This is a genomic window from Avibacterium volantium, from assembly GCF_900635775.1.
Taxonomy (GTDB): Bacteria; Pseudomonadota; Gammaproteobacteria; order Enterobacterales; family Pasteurellaceae; genus Avibacterium; species Avibacterium volantium.
Genome location: NZ_LR134167.1, coordinates 1,644,857 through 1,660,106, shown reverse-complemented (window position 1 = coordinate 1,660,106; position 15,250 = coordinate 1,644,857). Strand labels below are relative to the sequence as shown.

11 protein-coding genes are annotated in these 15,250 nt (G+C 40.8%); 5 read left to right on the top strand and 6 right to left on the bottom strand.

Translation table 11 applies throughout. The features are described 5' to 3' along the window. Positions 1 to 27: 27 nt before the first annotated feature. Both ELZ61_RS07940 and ELZ61_RS07935 read right to left on the bottom strand, forming a co-directional pair. Positions 28 to 2,673 carry a PqiB family protein gene (locus ELZ61_RS07940; protein WP_126372749.1) on the bottom strand — a complete coding sequence of 882 codons (2,646 nt, stop codon included), beginning with the start codon at positions 2,671 to 2,673 and terminating at the stop codon, positions 28 to 30. Next, a complete protein-coding gene (locus tag ELZ61_RS07935; protein WP_126372747.1) occupies positions 2,636 to 3,910 on the bottom strand; it encodes a paraquat-inducible protein A in 1,275 nt (424 codons plus the stop codon). Before ELZ61_RS07935 ends, ELZ61_RS07940 begins: the two co-directional genes overlap by 38 nt. 240 nt (positions 3,911 to 4,150) lie before the next feature. On the opposite strand from ELZ61_RS07935, the gene proQ reads away from it, so the two are divergent. From proQ to ELZ61_RS07910, 5 genes are all read left to right on the top strand, one after another. After that, positions 4,151 to 4,756 (top strand): RNA chaperone ProQ, encoded by a 606-nt coding sequence (proQ, locus tag ELZ61_RS07930; RefSeq protein WP_126372745.1) that lies wholly within the window; start codon positions 4,151 to 4,153, stop codon positions 4,754 to 4,756. Between the two features lie 63 nt (positions 4,757 to 4,819). After that, complete coding sequence (prc, locus tag ELZ61_RS07925) at positions 4,820 to 6,874, top strand: carboxy terminal-processing peptidase (protein ID WP_126372743.1); 2,055 nt, start codon at positions 4,820 to 4,822, stop codon at positions 6,872 to 6,874. Positions 6,875 to 6,944: 70 nt separating this feature from the next. Then, positions 6,945 to 8,444: a L,D-transpeptidase family protein gene (locus tag ELZ61_RS07920; RefSeq protein ID WP_126372741.1), complete on the top strand. Its 1,500-nt coding sequence runs from the start codon at positions 6,945 to 6,947 to the stop codon at positions 8,442 to 8,444. Between the two features lie 118 nt (positions 8,445 to 8,562). Beyond that, positions 8,563 to 9,123, top strand: coding sequence for a peptidoglycan L,D-endopeptidase MepK (gene mepK, locus ELZ61_RS07915; RefSeq protein ID WP_126372739.1), 561 nt, complete (start codon positions 8,563 to 8,565; stop codon positions 9,121 to 9,123). An 87-nt stretch (positions 9,124 to 9,210) separates the two neighbouring features. After that, positions 9,211 to 9,849 (top strand): MBL fold metallo-hydrolase, encoded by a 639-nt coding sequence (locus tag ELZ61_RS07910; protein ID WP_126372737.1) that lies wholly within the window; start codon positions 9,211 to 9,213, stop codon positions 9,847 to 9,849. Positions 9,850 to 9,878: 29 nt separating this feature from the next. Here the strand turns inward: ELZ61_RS07910 and ELZ61_RS07905 are convergent, their stop codons facing one another. The 4 genes from ELZ61_RS07905 to ELZ61_RS07890 form a co-directional block, all read right to left on the bottom strand. Further along, entirely contained in the window at positions 9,879 to 10,529 is a 651-nt protein-coding gene (locus ELZ61_RS07905) for an IS1595 family transposase (protein WP_126371477.1), read from the bottom strand. A gap of 111 nt (positions 10,530 to 10,640) precedes the next feature. Then, positions 10,641 to 11,066: a universal stress protein gene (locus ELZ61_RS07900; RefSeq protein ID WP_126372735.1), complete on the bottom strand. Its 426-nt coding sequence runs from the start codon at positions 11,064 to 11,066 to the stop codon at positions 10,641 to 10,643. 364 nt (positions 11,067 to 11,430) lie between these two features. Further along, positions 11,431 to 14,067 carry a TRAP transporter permease gene (locus ELZ61_RS07895; RefSeq protein ID WP_126372733.1) on the bottom strand — a complete coding sequence of 879 codons (2,637 nt, stop codon included), beginning with the start codon at positions 14,065 to 14,067 and terminating at the stop codon, positions 11,431 to 11,433. A gap of 76 nt (positions 14,068 to 14,143) precedes the next feature. Continuing rightward, a complete protein-coding gene (locus ELZ61_RS07890) occupies positions 14,144 to 15,106 on the bottom strand; it encodes a TAXI family TRAP transporter solute-binding subunit (protein ID WP_103852985.1) in 963 nt (320 codons plus the stop codon). Positions 15,107 to 15,250: the final 144 nt, after the last annotated feature.

Sequence of the window (15,250 nt, the reverse complement as noted above, 5' to 3'; positions counted from 1 at the left end):
TAAAGTGCGGTCGTTTTTTTGTAAATTTTATTCGTTACCTAAAATGCCTAAATTCCAGTTTATGGCTTCTTTAGGACGTTTGTCTTGCAACAAGAAACGCTGGTTGGCTTTTGCTTGCGGTTGCACTACCGAGCCAGACGGCGTTGAGAAGGCGATGCCGCCTTTTAACAGTTGTTGCATTGATCCTGTATTAATGGATAAGCCAGTGAAGCCAAGCTCCATACCATAACCTGATGAGATCCAAAATTCTGAATTTTGGCGCACAAGGGCTTTGTGTTTATTGGCAATCACAATATGCACTAATACGCGATCGCCAAGGCTGTTAAGCTCTAAATTGCGAATTGTCCCCACTTCCACACCGCGGTACAACACCGGCGATCCCACCGTGATATTCATTGCGTTTTTGGTTTCTAAAATGAGTGGGAAACCATCACCATATTTGTTGGTGGTTGGCACGGATTGAGCCAAACGGAATTGACTGCGTGCTTTGCCGTTGCCCGCTTCCACATCAATATAAGGTTGTAAAAGGCTATCTAAATTTTCAATACCGCCCGCAGAGATTTGTGGGGAAATGAGGCGGAACTTACTATTTTCTTTCGCAATGATAGCCATATATTTCGGGTTAATTAACGCCGTGGCGAGAATTTTGTGATCGGCAGAAAGCTCAATGCTATCCACTTCACCAATATTTAAGCCCATATAACGCAACGGCATTCCTTTACTTAAATTGGTGGCATCGGAGGCGGTGAGCTTAATTACTTGTCCTGCGGATTTGGCACGCATTTCATTTGGGTAAAGAATTTTGTTACCAGAGCCACTGTTATCAAAACTAATCGCGCCTTTTAAGGTGCGAGCAATAGGCGTGGCTTGAATGCTAATGCCTTTCGGTGTGATGTCCACCTGTGCGGCACTTTCCACCCAGAACAGACTTTTGCTGGTGAGCAAATCGCGATGTTTCGGATAGATAAATACGTCCACGTCAAAATGATCTTTTTTCGGGCGGATAGCCAGAATTTTGCCCACTTCATATTGGCGATAAAGTACCAGAGAACCTTTATCAATGCTTGGTAGCTGTGAAGTGGTTAAGGTGATGGTTGGGGTGAGATTATTACTCACGATCCCTGCTTCAGCATTACTGAGATCACTGTATAACGGGAAACTTTCAGGCAATTTACCCGATTGATGACCTACCACAATGCGAATGCCTCCTTGTAGCCATTTTTCAGGACTTGCCGCTTGCATTTTCACGCCGTCAGTGCCAATGCTCACTTCAAAATTTGACGCAGCAATAAAGAGCGTATCGGGGTGAATTAAATGACGATATTGTCCGGCAATCGCTACTTTAAAGCGTACGGATTCTTGTTCGATGCGTTGACTCACAATTTCACCAATAGGGAAATTATTGTAGTAAATTTGCTGCCCTTCGCTGATGTTATAGGTTTCAGGCGCGGTTAAGGTTAAAACCAAGGTATCAGGCTGTTTGAGTAACAGTTCATTTTCTTTAATGACAGTAAATTGCGTTTGTTTTTCACCTGTACCACTGATGACATCAAAATATTCACCACGCAATAATTTTTGCGTGTCGCTCAGTTCGCTCAAATTGAATTTTGTGTTGCGTAGCACGATTTCAGTGTTGGTTTTAAACAGATTTTCAGCGCTTGGATCAATGAGTAATTTGCCTTGCAAAATTTCTTCATTATTTTCCACCGCACTTAATTCTGAAAGCAAACCGATTTGTGCATCTTGTGAATACACCGAGGTTTTGCCTGCGCGTAATCCCGCAATATTCGGCACGGTAACATTGATTTCAATACCGCGTTTGGCTGCCTGTAAATTGGCATATAAACGATAGCGTTCGTTGTTTTCAGCCTTTGGACTATTTTGCGGTGAATCAAATGCCACAGCGCCTTGCACCACGGAATTTAGGCTATCCATTTGTACGTTAATACCAGAAAGCCCAACACTGGCGTTAATGCCGCTAATGTTCCAGAAATGGCTATCTTTTTTCACGAATTGGGCATAAGGCTTATCGATCACCACATCAATTTCAATTTTCTTCTGATCTTTGGTGAAACGGTAATCATAGATTTTTCCCACGGGCATTTTTTTGAAATAGACAGACGCACCGATTGAGATTGAGCCTAAATCATCGGCAAGTAAATGAATGAGCAAATCGCCTTCAGTAACTTGGGCGATCGGGCCTTCACTTTCTGCTACAAATTCATCTTCATATTCACCGTCCCCAGGTTGTAGGGTGATGTAGTTACCCGAAACCAGTGCATCAATGCCTGAAATCCCTGCCAGAGAAGCACTTGGACGAACGAGCCAAAACTTGGTGTTTTCACGCAACACGGTTTTGGCCTCAGGATAAATATTGGCTTCCACTTCTACTTTTTTCAAGTCGTCAGTGAAATTTACTTTTTTCACCACCCCAATTTGCAAGCCTTGGTAACGAATCTGCGTTTTCCCTGCTACTAAGCCATTACCATTATCAAAGGTGATTTTAATGCTAATGCCTTGTTCTTGCACAATTTGAAAGAACAAAATCGCACCAATACATAAGGCAACAAAGGGTAACAACCAAAATGGCGAAATCCGTTTGTTTTTATGAATAGCGGCTTTTACCGCGTTGTAATTATCCTGAATGGACGGCGTTTTGTTGTTGTCTGTCATAAATTTTCCAAAGTAAACGACTGTCGAATTGCGAAGCTGAAATCATAGTTAAGAACACTGCAGCCCCAAAATAAAAGGCAGCAGGGCCTACGGAAAAATTGATGATTTGTCCGCGTGCAACCAAGGACATCATCAATGCGAGTACGAACAAATCTAACATCGACCAACGACCGACAAAATGCACAATATGGAATAAGCGCATTTGCCATTTTATGGATTGGCGAAGGTTGAAATGTACACAAATTAATAAATAAAGCAAAATAAAAATTTTGCTGATGGGGATAAAAATACTGGCGGTAAATACCACAAATGCCACGAAATAACTGCCCATTTCAACAAAGGTGATTACGCCAGACATCAGGGTATCGGCACTCGGTGCACCGTTGACATAAACCACCGACATCGGTAGTAAATTAGCAGGGAAAAGCATAATAATGCCCGCAATCAAGGTTGCCCAAGTGTGTTGCAATTTAATGTTTACTGGCACGTCTAATAGCGTTAAACAGCGTGGACAACGGGCTCGATGTTTGCTGTCTTGATAAGGCTCGGTAAACGTGTAATGGCACTCCAAGCAGACACAAGGCGGTTCATCAGGCATTTCAGTCAAAAGTCTATCTTGTGGATAAAAATCATTCCACAGCGCATTCAGATTGAGCTTAATAAACAGTAGCGTGGTTAAAAGTGCGGTGAAAATAAAAGCAATTAAATACACATCAAGGCTAAGGGTGGCGTATTCTCGCACCTTAAACATTGTTACGCCCAGCGCGACCAAATACACATCAAACATTACCCAAGGTTTAATATACCCCAGCGCGAGCAAAATATTACGCGGTTTAATGCCAAGCAGTTGCGAAAGACGGAGTAAAATCACCAAAATTGCAAAGGAAATGGGCATAAACACAGCACAGAGAAAAATGAGAAATGCCGTATAAGGATAGCCTTCCGTTGCCATTTTCCACACCCCTTGCCAAACCGAAGCGTCCACTCGAGTACCCAATAAATCAATGCTTAATAAAGGATAATTCAAGGCAAAAGGCATCAAAATTAAAATGGATAGGGCAATCATCGCGCAGCGATGCAAATTCCAACGGCTGCCCGAACACAGCATCTCATCACAGCGAGGACATTCCGCATATTGGTTCGCCTCCAACGTAGGCACAGACACCGTGGCATCGCAATGGGTGCAACGGGCAATATGCTGTTTGGCGTAATGTGTCGTTTTTAACGGTGTTGTCATCGCTTAGGTTCTACTAATTTTTCTCTAAAAGAAATTCAAAAGCGCTATTTTATATGGATTTGCGCACTTTTCAAAGTGCGGTGGTTTTTTACGGAAAATTTATCACAAAAAGCACCGCACTTTGCTTTTTTATTGAAACATCAGCTATAAACCCGATCAAAAAATTGCCATTTCTTACGAATTTAAGCTAAAATGTGCAACGTTTTTCTATTTAAAATTAATGGTATGTGAGATTACACAATGACAGAAGTTCAGAAATTAACCAATAATAAAGAAATTATCGCTTATTTAGCGGAAAAGTTTCCGCGCTGTTTTTTCCTTGAAGGTGAGGCAAAACCGTTAAAAGTCGGGATTTTCCAAGATTTGGCAGAAGCCCTTGCCGATGATGAAAAAGTAAGTAAAACCCAATTGCGTCAAGCTCTGCGCTTATATACGGCAGGTTGGCGTTATTTATACGCTTGTAAAGAAGGGGCTGAGCGCGTTGATTTACAAGGCAACCCAGCAGGCGTATTAGAGAAAGAACACGCAGAACACGCTGCACAGAAATTAGCAGAAAGCAAAGCGAAAGTGGCAGAAAAACGTGCAGCAGAGCGTGCGGCAAATCCGAAAGCGAATAAAAAGCCTGCGCGTCCAAATGCGAAGAAATTTGTAGCGAAAAAACCACAAAATAAACCTAATCTTGTCGCGGTAGATGTTGCAACCTTAGCACAAGGTGATGTGGTGAAAGTAAAAGCTGGGAATAGCACAAAGCGTGCGGTAGTTTTGGAAGTGGTAAAAGACAATGTGCGTGTTGAGTTAGAAAATGGCTTAACAATGTCGGTTACCGCAGAGCGTTTATTTGCATAATTCTCATTATTTCGTTAAGTAAGAAGTCATCATCGTGATATTTACTTTGATTAGGACATTTGAATGAAGTTTAACAAAAGAAAAGGCTACTTAGCTAGTTTGGTGCTAAGTGCCTTATTTGTTAATGCGGATCTTGCCGTTGCTATTGCACCTAAATTGAAGGCAACAGATATTGTCATTCCTGAGCCAACTGAAACGAACCAGTTGGTAACAAAGCGTGTCGCAACGCGTTTAACCCAATCTCATTATCGTAAATTTCAGTTAGATGATGACTTTTCGCAAAAGATTTTTGATCGCTACTTAAAAAATTTAGATTTTAACCGTAATACCTTTTTAGCTTCAGATGTCGCTGAAATGCGAGCTAAATATGGTGATAAGCTTGATGATCAGCTTAACCAAGGTAAGCTAGATATGGCGTTTGCGATCTATGATCTAATGATGAAACGCCGCTATGAACGCTATAAATATGCCTTATCGCTTTTAGACAAAGAGCCAAGTTTAACCACAGATGCGCAAATTGAAATTGAACGCAAAGACGCTGCTTGGCCAAAAACGGAAGAAGAAGCCAATGAGCTTTGGGCGCAGCGTGTTAAAAATGACATCATCAATTTGAAGCTCAAAGGTAAGAATTGGCGTGAAATTAAGAAAACCTTAACGAAACGCTATGATTTGGCAATTCGCCGTTTAACACAAACTAAAGCAGATGATATTGTGCAAGTGTATTTGAATGCTTTTGCGCGTGAAATCGATCCGCACACAAGTTATCTTGCGCCAAGAAGTGCAAAAAGTTTTAATGAAAGTATGAATCTTTCATTAGAAGGCATTGGGGCAACCTTGCAATCGGAAGATGGGGAAACCATTATCCGCTCACTGGTGGCTGGTGCGCCGGCCGATCGCAGTAAAAAAATTAAGCCGGGTGATAAAATCGTTGGTGTCGGTCAGGCAAAAGGCGAAATTGAAGATGTTGTTGGTTGGCGTTTAGATGACGTGATCGACAAGATCAAAGGGAAAAAAGGCACGAAAGTTCGTTTAGAAATTGAGCCAGAAAAAGGCGGAAAATCCCGCATTGTTACCCTTATTCGAGATAAAATTCGCTTGGAAGATCAGGCGGCGAAATTAACCGTGGAAAAGGTTGATGGCAAGCAAATTGCCGTGATTAAAATTCCAAGTTTTTATCTTGGCTTAGCGGAAGATGTGAAAAAACTGCTTGCAGAAATGAAGCAGAAAAATGCACAAGCCTTGATTATTGATTTGCGTGAGAATGGCGGTGGTTCGTTAAAAGAAGTGGTTGAATTAACAGGCTTATTTATTACCGATGGGCCAGTGGTTCAGGTGAGAGATGCTTATCAACGCATTCGTATTCACGAAGATCCTGATAACACTCAAGATTATGCAGGGCCGCTCTTAGTGATGATCAATCGCTTTAGTGCTTCTGCGTCTGAAATTTTTGCAGCAGCAATGCAAGATTATAACCGAGCGATTATTATTGGACAGAATACCTTTGGTAAAGGAACGGTTCAACAAAGCCGTCCATTGAATTTTGTGTTTGATTCAGAAGAAACCCCAATGGGGCTAATTCAATATACCATTCAAAAATTCTATCGTATTAATGGTGGAAGTACTCAGTTGAAAGGGGTTGCGCCAGATATTACGTTCCCATCATTGATTGATTTGAAAGAATATGGGGAAGAAAACGAAGATAATGCGTTGCCTTGGGATAAATTGCCACCAGCCCCTTATTCTGAGGCTGGGAAATCAAGAGAAGCAATTAATGCACTGGAAGCTCCGCATATTGCTCGAATGGCGAAAGATCCTGAATTTATTGCGCTTAATGAAGATCTTAAAGTGTTAGATGAGCGCCGTGAGCGTAAATATTTATCATTGAATTTTGCAAAACGCAAAGCAGAGAATGATAAAGATGACGCAAAACGCTTGAAAGATTTGAATGCACGCTTTAAACGAGAAGGTAAAAAACCATTGAAGAAACTTGATGATTTACCGAAAGATTATGAAGCCCCTGATTTCTACTTAAAAGAGGCAGAAAAAATGGCGGTAGATCTCATTAATTTTGATGAAAAACATCATCTTTCGGGTGCAGAAGTAACACCGAAAAAATAACTAAATTTCTGACCGCACTTTAATAAGTGCGGTGCTTTTTATTGTGATTTTTATATTTAAGGATTCTAGAATGTTAAAAACGACTTCATTTAAGTTAGCTACACGCGCGGCTTTATTGACGTCTTGTGCTTATGTGGGAACAGCTATTGCGGCAAACACTGCACCTGTGGTGAATGCAGGGCAATCCTCAACGCCGGCAATGGTAAAACTGACGAATGAACAGCTTTTACTCGAACGAAAAGCGATTGCTGAAAAAATCGCAACAGAACGTAAAGCGGAAGAAGATCGCCTCAATGCAGAACAGCAACAGCGTTCAGAACAGCGCTTAACAGATATTATTGGCACACAGCCGTTGATGTTTAAGTCAGCAGTTGCCAAAATTTATACGCAAAATGATTATGTGTTGCTGTGGGAAGATAAAAAAGCCGAGAAACAATTTTTACGCGAATATGCGGCATTGGTGGCAAGTGGTATTTCTCGCCAGTCGGCACAAAATTTAGATCGCATTTATAATGCGGAAGGCAAAGATCGTTTGGTTTATGATATTTTGCTTACTGACGCATTCCTTGATTATCTTTATTATTCACAAAATGCGCTGAAATCTGCGCAGAAATGGTTATATTCTCCAACTGCTTATAAAAGTGCAGAACCCTCAGAGCAAGAAATTCAGCGCTGGTTAAGTGCGGTGAAAAATAATCAAAATTTTGAATTTGTTGCACAACTTGCGGGTAAAAATAATTTATATCGCCAAACCTTATATCAGCTAGAAGCTTTAATTTCTTCAGGAAAAATGGATCGTAACCAGATCTATAAATTGGCGATCAACACGCAACGTTTAAGAATTTTGCCTGAGTTTACAAACGGGCTTTTTGTGAATATTCCAAGTTATCAGCTTAATTATTATCGTAATGGCAAACTGGTGATGAATTCACGCGTTATCGTGGGAAAACAAGCGCGCAAAACCCCTGTGATGTATAGCAAATTAAGTAATGTTGTGGTTAATCCACCTTGGACGCCAACGCCACGTTTAATCAATGAAGATTTAGTACCAAAAATTAAACGTGATCCAAGTTATGTGGCACGCAATGGTTATACCATTACCGACGGTTCAGGGCGCACCATTGATCCACATTCCATTAACTGGACGGCGATTGGCAGTAAATTCCCTTATCGTATCCGTCAAGCTCCGGGGGATAGTGCTTTAGGTAATTATAAATTTAATATGCCAAGTGCTGATGCCATTTACTTGCACGATACACCAAACCACAGTTTGTTTAACAAGAAAGACCGCGCATTGAGTTCTGGCTGTATTCGTGTGGAGCAATCCGATCAATTAGCAAGCATTTTGCTCAAAGAAGTTGGTTGGTCTGATGAACGTAAACGCAAAGTGCTAGGCAGTAAAAAAACCACTTCTGCGAATGTAGGGTCGGATAATCCTGTTTATCTTTATTATGTAACCGCTTGGATGGACGGTGGAAAATTATACACCTTGCCAGATATTTATGGTTACGATTCAGCACCGAATTTAAGCTATGTAAACTGGAATGCGGTGAAAAAATATTTGATGTAATGCCTAACACATTGAAAAGTGATTACTATTTTTAAATTTTTTTACTTTTTTATGAACTAATTAAAACGTACGTAGTCGAAAGTAAAGAATTGTAAATTTAGAGTAAAGAATTATTACTATGAGCGAGATTAATCAGCAACGCCGTAAATGGCTTTCCCTTGGTGGAATTGCATTGGGCGTATCCTTATTACCTAATACAGTATTAGCAATAGTTTCAACACCAAAACCACGTATTCTGAGCTTTAGAAATATCAATACTGGCGATCGTTTTGCGGGAGAATTTAACCCTGCAAAAGGATTTTCTACGGCAAGTTTGAGAAAGTTGGATTATTTATTGCGTGATAAACGTAATAACCAAATTCATCGAATGGATCCTAGATTATTTGCCAAGTTTTATCAAATTCAGCGTACTTTAGGCTTACGCAATACTGAAATCCAAATTATTTGTGGTTATCGCTCCCCAACAAGTAATGCGGCAATGCGTAGAAAAAGCCGTGGCGTAGCGAGTAATAGCTACCATATTCGTGGGCAAGCGATTGATTTCCGGATTGATAGCGTGCCATTGGCGAGTGTAAAACGTGCGGCGGAAAGCCTAAATAATGGCGGTGTAGGGTATTACCCAAGAAGTAATTTCGTACATATTGATACTGGTCCTGTTCGCACTTGGCGTGGAAGCTGATTATCCGCATTTCAAACATATAAAACCGCAAGCAAATTTGCGGTTTTATTCTTTTAATTTCAAAGAAATATTAATAAAGGACAAAAAATGAATATTGAGATTATTCCTGTTACCGCGTTCCAACAAAATTGTTCAATCATTTGGGACGATGAAAAAAATGCCGCTATTATTGACCCTGGTGGTGAGGCAGAAAAGCTCATTAAACGCATTGAAGAATTAGGCTTAAATTTAAAATTAATTTTACTTACTCACGGTCATTTAGATCATATTAGTGCGGCAGAAAAGCTGAAAAATCACTTTAATGTAGAAATTTGGGGTTCGCACGAAGCGGATCGCTATTGGTTTGAAGGTTTGCCGCAACAGGCAGAACGCTTTGGAATGCTATTTGAAACCAATGCCTTTTTGCCTGATCGCTGGTTAAATGAAGAAGGAGAAATCATCAAGGTGGGCGATTTTAATTTTGAAGTGTTACATTTACCGGGGCATACACCGGGGCATATCGGCTTTATTGAACATAACAAAAACATTGCATTTACTGGTGATGTGCTTTTTCAAAACAGCATTGGACGCACAGATTTCCCCGGTGGTGATCATCAAACCTTGCTGAACTCAATTAAAGAAAAACTTTATCCGTTACCTGACGAAATGATCATCATTGCAGGCCACGGAAATTACACGACCATTGGCAAGGAAAAGAAAAGCAATCCGTTTTTGCAGGGAATGTAGAAAAGATAAGGGGCTGTAGTAGATTAGCCCTAAATTTCACACCATTTTCGCAATATTTTTAACTGCTCTTTTGGTGTCCCAAAGTTAAACCGAAATTCACATTCCTTCAAGAATAAAGGAAAGTTTTTTCGGTTAATTCCATTATATTTTCGCAGTATCCGCTTCGCCTGATTCCAAAAATTTTCAATGCCATTAATATGATTTTGTTTCACCGCAAATAGCTCGGAATGATTGATTCGTTCGTGGTGAAATTCACTCACATCAAGAGCATCATAACTGCGATAAGTGTCCGTATAAACCCAGCTATCAGGCTTGATTTTTCTTTTAACAGGGAGTAATGTTTCACTCTTGGTGTTTTCAACCACAACAGTAAATACCTTTCCTTGTCGTTTTAGTAACCCAAAAACAGCAACTTTTCCAGCCGCTCCTCGTCCTCGTTTTCCCTTTCGATGACCACCAAAATAGCTTTCGTCTAGTTCAATTTCCCCCTCAAAAATCTCGTTAACTTCAAGGGATAAATGATAGCCAATCACAAGCCTGATTTTATGGTAGAACAAAGCGGCTGTATTCGGTTGAATATCTAGCAAATTTGCTGCCGTTCTTGCAGTAACTTCTGCGACAAAAAACTCAAGCAGTTTTTTCTGTATAGATTTCTTTAATTTACAATATGTTATCTTCATTTTTGTAGTATAGCATTGTTGCTAATCTACTACAGCCCCAAAGATAAAATTATTTTTTGAATAAATAAAAGGGAGGTACATAATGATTTTCTCCTTTTTTTATTTATATTTTTACTTCAAAACCAAAATCGGTTTTTTGCCGTAACGTGCCACTTTTACCGTATTGCTGCTTAAGCCTTTGGCGTTTGGTTTGCTGCTGGCGAGCATAATGATGAGATCCACTTCTTTTTCATCGGCAATACGGTTGATTTCTTCATAAATTGTGCCGTGGGCGACAATATGTTGTACTTTTGAGCCTTCTGGGAAGTGGGCTTTGGTGAAATCGTGTAGGGTTTTGTTGGCTTCTTCAATGACAGATTTGTCAAAGTTTTTTGGTAAGAATGCAGAGATAAAACTGTCATCAATGGGTTCGATAATGGTAGCAACACGGTAAATCGCGTTAGGATTGTGGTTGGTGAGCTGAAGAGCGGTGTCCACCACATATTTTGCGCTTTTCAGATTGCTGAGATCAATGGCAATAAGCAGTTTGTTGTACATAATAAGATCCTTTTATTGGGTTGCGGTTGTGCGTTTTATATTTTGCTAATTTCATAAAATTTTGACCGCACTTTAGGGGCTGTTGATAACTCATTTTGCATTTGAGCTGGTGGCTATTTTTTTGTGAGAACAAGGCGAATGGGGTGAAGTTTAGCCATTCTAAACGAACCACGTTCAACACAGTTATCACAAAAAATAGCCCCAGCCCTTCAGGTTAGCTTTAAAATTTGCGTACTCTTTGTTGCAGTTCTCACCAAGAGAACCACTCTTGGTTTTAAACTGCGCCGCGATTACGCTAATTTTAAACGATAACTCAAATGCAAAATGAGTTATCAACAGACCCTAACAAAGTGCGGTCAATTTTTTATTGTTTTTTCGCTCTACGGCGTTGATTAAATCCAACAAGGAGAATAATCAATAAGCCCGGAATGAACATCCATTCTTTGGCGATAGCCACTTTTGGTAAAGAAATATCGAGTAGGGTTTGATCCCAATTTAAGCCTGCTTTGGCGGCAGGGGAATCAATTTCAACCATATCAATAATGACTTTTGGTGTCGCTTTGCCATCAATTTCAATGCTTTCGCCTGTATTGAGCAAGGTTAAGCCGAGTTTATTTAGGCGCTCTTCACCGGTTTTTCCTTCTGGTACGCTGAGTTCAGAATAGAACTCAATTTGTTTTCCATAAGGATTGGTGCCGGCCACTTTGACGGTAATTTTTTCATCAACTGGCACTTTTTCCAACTCTTGTGCCAAATGCACTGGCTCAATGTGATAAGAGGTTGGCGAAATATATTCCATAAAGAAACCAGGGCGGAAAATAATAAATGCTGCAAAAATAAGGGCAACAGTTTCCCACACTTTGTTCTTCGTGATGAAGTAATTCATTGTGGCGGAAGTAAAGGCGAGTATGGCAATGGTGGATACCACCGCAACCAGTATGCCTTTTGCCCAGCCCACATCAATTAATAACAGATCCGTATTAAAGATGAACAAGAATGGCAAGATCGCTGTTCTTAGGCTGTAAAAGAATGCCACTAAACCTGTTTTGATTGGGCTACCACCAGATACTGCCGCAGCAGCGAAAGAGGCCAGACCCACAGGCGGCGTTACGTCAGCCATAATCCCGAAATAGAACACGAATAAATGCACGGCAATCAGCGGTACGATTAAGCCATTTTGTTTACCCACTTCTACAATCACTAATGCCATTAAAGATGACACCACGATATAGTTAGCTGTGGTTGGCAAGCCCATTCCTAGAATTAAGCTGAATATTGCCACAAGGATAAGCATAAGCAAGATGTTACCCATTGAGAGCATTTCGATAATGCCAGAGAGCTGTACGCCAAAACCAGTGAGTGAAACAACACCGACAATAATTCCTGCGGTTGCAGTGGCGATACCAATCCCGATCATATTACGTGCGCCTGTTTCTAAACCATCAACAAGGGCATCAACGCCTTGTTTAAACAGATCTTTCGTGATCGGTTTGTTACGGAAGAAGTTTAGTAACGGATGCTGAGTGACTAAAATGATCATCAAGGTAACTGTTCCCCAGAAAGCAGATAGCCCTGGTGAAAGCATTTCGACCATTAAGCACCAAATTAGCACCACAACAGGAATTAAATAATGCAAGCCTGCATTTACCGTTGGTTTGGCGGACGGCAGTTTTACCACTGGGGAATTAGGATCATCAATTTCTAAATCAGGGAATTGTGACACACGGCGAATTAAGGCGAGATAAATCAGCGCCAATAACACCGCAACGATTAAGAAACTATGATCCGGTGCAACGGTTTTCAACCAGCCTAAACCAAATTCCACGCCAATTACTAAACCGATCACTACTAAAATGGTGCTGACCAATTTTAACAAGGTCACTAAAAACGGATTTGGTGGATCGGTTCTTGGCAAGCCGTGCAAGTTCATTTTTAATGCTTCTAAATGCACGATATAAACCAATGCAATATAAGAAATCAATGCTGGCAGTGCCGCATAGGTGATGAGCTGGCTATATGGCATATTGACATATTCGATCATCAAGAAAGCCGCTGCGCCCATTACTGGTGGCATAATTTGTCCATTTACCGATGAAGCCACTTCTACCGCGCCTGCTTTTTCTGCTGAAAAGCCTACACGTTTCATCATTGGAATGGTGAAAGTTCCGGTAGTTACTACGTTAGCAATAGATGAACCTGAAATTAGCCCCGTTAAGCCTGATGACACCACTGCCGCTTTTGCCGGCCCACCGCGCAGATGTCCAAGATAAGCAAAAGCGGTTTTAATGAAATAGTTACCCGCGCCCGCTTTATCAAGCAATGCACCAAATAACACAAAAAGGAACACATATTTGGTGGAAACCCCTAATGCCACACCAAACACGCCCTCAGTGGTTACCCATTGTTGGTTCACCATTTGTGAAAGTGATCCTGAACGGTGGCTGATGATCCAATCTGTTGGCAGGAATTGCCCGAAGTAGTTATAAGCCAAAAATACACTGGCGATAATCACTAAAGGCAAGCCAAGGCTACGGCGACAGGCTTCTAACAGCAATAACACGCCTAGACAGCCAGCAATAATATCTTGCGTATTGGGTGCGCCGAAACGTGTGACTAAACCTTCATAAAAGAAAATGTAATAGGCACCTAAAAATGCTCCAAGGGTGGCAAAAAACCAATCTAACAGCGGAATACGATGTTTTGGTGAGGTCGCAAAAGCAGGAAACGATAAATAGGCCAAGAACAATGCAAAGGCAAGGTGGATCGAGCGCGCCTTGGTGTCATCGATCACCACATTAATATCTAGCCCCCAATTGCGAACGACTTCTTGTAGCCAAAATGGCACAGGGGAGGTGTAATAAAGTTGAAAAACCGACCATAAAATCGCGGTAATTACGATCAGTTTTCTGCTTGCACCAGTAGGATTTCGTCCGCCTGAATCATTGGAGGCGACCATATCTTGCAGATCATCGTAATCCATTTTTTTTGTGGATTCGGACATAAAATCTCCCGAAAAATTTGAAATAATGAAAACGGAAAAAGGCAGGGCTAAGCCTGCCTAAATAATAAAGATGAGATTATTGTAACCAACCGCGTTCTTTATAGTAACGCACTGCACCTTCGTGTAATGGCGCAGAAAGTGCGTTTTTAATCATATCTTCTTCTTTAAGATGAGCGAACGCAGGGTGTAAACGTTTAAAACGATCGAAGTTATCAAATACCGCTTTAACTACCGCATAAACTTTGTCATCAGGCACATCTGAAGATGTTACTAAAGTGGCATATACCCCGAAAGTATCTACTGGATTATCTGTACCACGATATAACCCACCCGGAATAGTCGCTTTCGCATAGTAAGGATTTGCCGCCACTAAACGATCAATCGCTTCACCAGTTACAGGAACAAGATGAGCATTACAAGAAGCCGCTGCTTCTTTCAACGCACCATTTGGGTGACCAACGTTATAGGTAATTGCATCAAGATTGTTATCACACATTACTGATGCCATTTCAGCAGGTTTTAATTCAGATGCCACTTTAAATTCTTTGTCTGTCCAGCCTTTCGCTGCCAAAATTACATTCATTGTTGCGCGCGTACCAGAACCCGGATCGCCCACATTCACACGTTTACCTTTCAAATCATCAAAAGAATTAATATTTGAATCATCACGCGCCATTAAAGTGAACGGCTCAGGGTGAATTGAGAATACTGCACGCAATTTATCATTTTTCTTACCCGCAAAGGAGCTTGTACCGTGGTAAGCGTGATATTGCCAGTCTGATTGCGCAATGCCCATTTCCATTTGATCTGCCGCAATTGCATTTAAGTTTGCTACAGAAGCACCAGTTGAAGGCGCGTTACATTTAATATGAGTTTTTGCGGTATCACGATTCACTAATTGACAGATTGATTGCCCAACCACATAGTAAACCCCAGTTTGACCACCTGTCCCGATGGTTACAAACTGATCTTCCGCTTGCACAGAAAAAGAGGTGGCTGCTACACCCGCGATAAGAGAGAGTTTTAATAATTTTTTCATTTTTACTCCTTTACTTTTCAGTTTATAGAAAGGCTTAACCGCTTTAGAACAAAGCTTATGCCTGAAAGATGTTGTGTTGCCCTAAAACTTTCACAAAAGTTTTTACAAAAATTTTACAGACGAACAAGATATACCCTAGATTGC

Bases quoted from the DNA above. Each gene is read 5' to 3' on its own strand.
- ELZ61_RS07940 (WP_126372749.1), bottom strand. From the start codon at position 2,673: ATGACAGACAACAACAAAACGCCGTCCATTCAGGATAATTACAACGCG.
- ELZ61_RS07935 (WP_126372747.1), bottom strand. From the start codon at position 3,910: ATGACAACACCGTTAAAAACGACACATTACGCCAAACAGCATATTGCC.
- proQ (WP_126372745.1), top strand. From the start codon at position 4,151: ATGACAGAAGTTCAGAAATTAACCAATAATAAAGAAATTATCGCTTAT.
- prc (WP_126372743.1), top strand. From the start codon at position 4,820: ATGAAGTTTAACAAAAGAAAAGGCTACTTAGCTAGTTTGGTGCTAAGT.
- ELZ61_RS07920 (WP_126372741.1), top strand. From the start codon at position 6,945: ATGTTAAAAACGACTTCATTTAAGTTAGCTACACGCGCGGCTTTATTG.
- mepK (WP_126372739.1), top strand. From the start codon at position 8,563: ATGAGCGAGATTAATCAGCAACGCCGTAAATGGCTTTCCCTTGGTGGA.
- ELZ61_RS07910 (WP_126372737.1), top strand. From the start codon at position 9,211: ATGAATATTGAGATTATTCCTGTTACCGCGTTCCAACAAAATTGTTCA.
- ELZ61_RS07905 (WP_126371477.1), bottom strand. From the start codon at position 10,529: ATGAAGATAACATATTGTAAATTAAAGAAATCTATACAGAAAAAACTG.
- ELZ61_RS07900 (WP_126372735.1), bottom strand. From the start codon at position 11,066: ATGTACAACAAACTGCTTATTGCCATTGATCTCAGCAATCTGAAAAGC.
- ELZ61_RS07895 (WP_126372733.1), bottom strand. From the start codon at position 14,067: ATGTCCGAATCCACAAAAAAAATGGATTACGATGATCTGCAAGATATG.
- ELZ61_RS07890 (WP_103852985.1), bottom strand. From the start codon at position 15,106: ATGAAAAAATTATTAAAACTCTCTCTTATCGCGGGTGTAGCAGCCACC.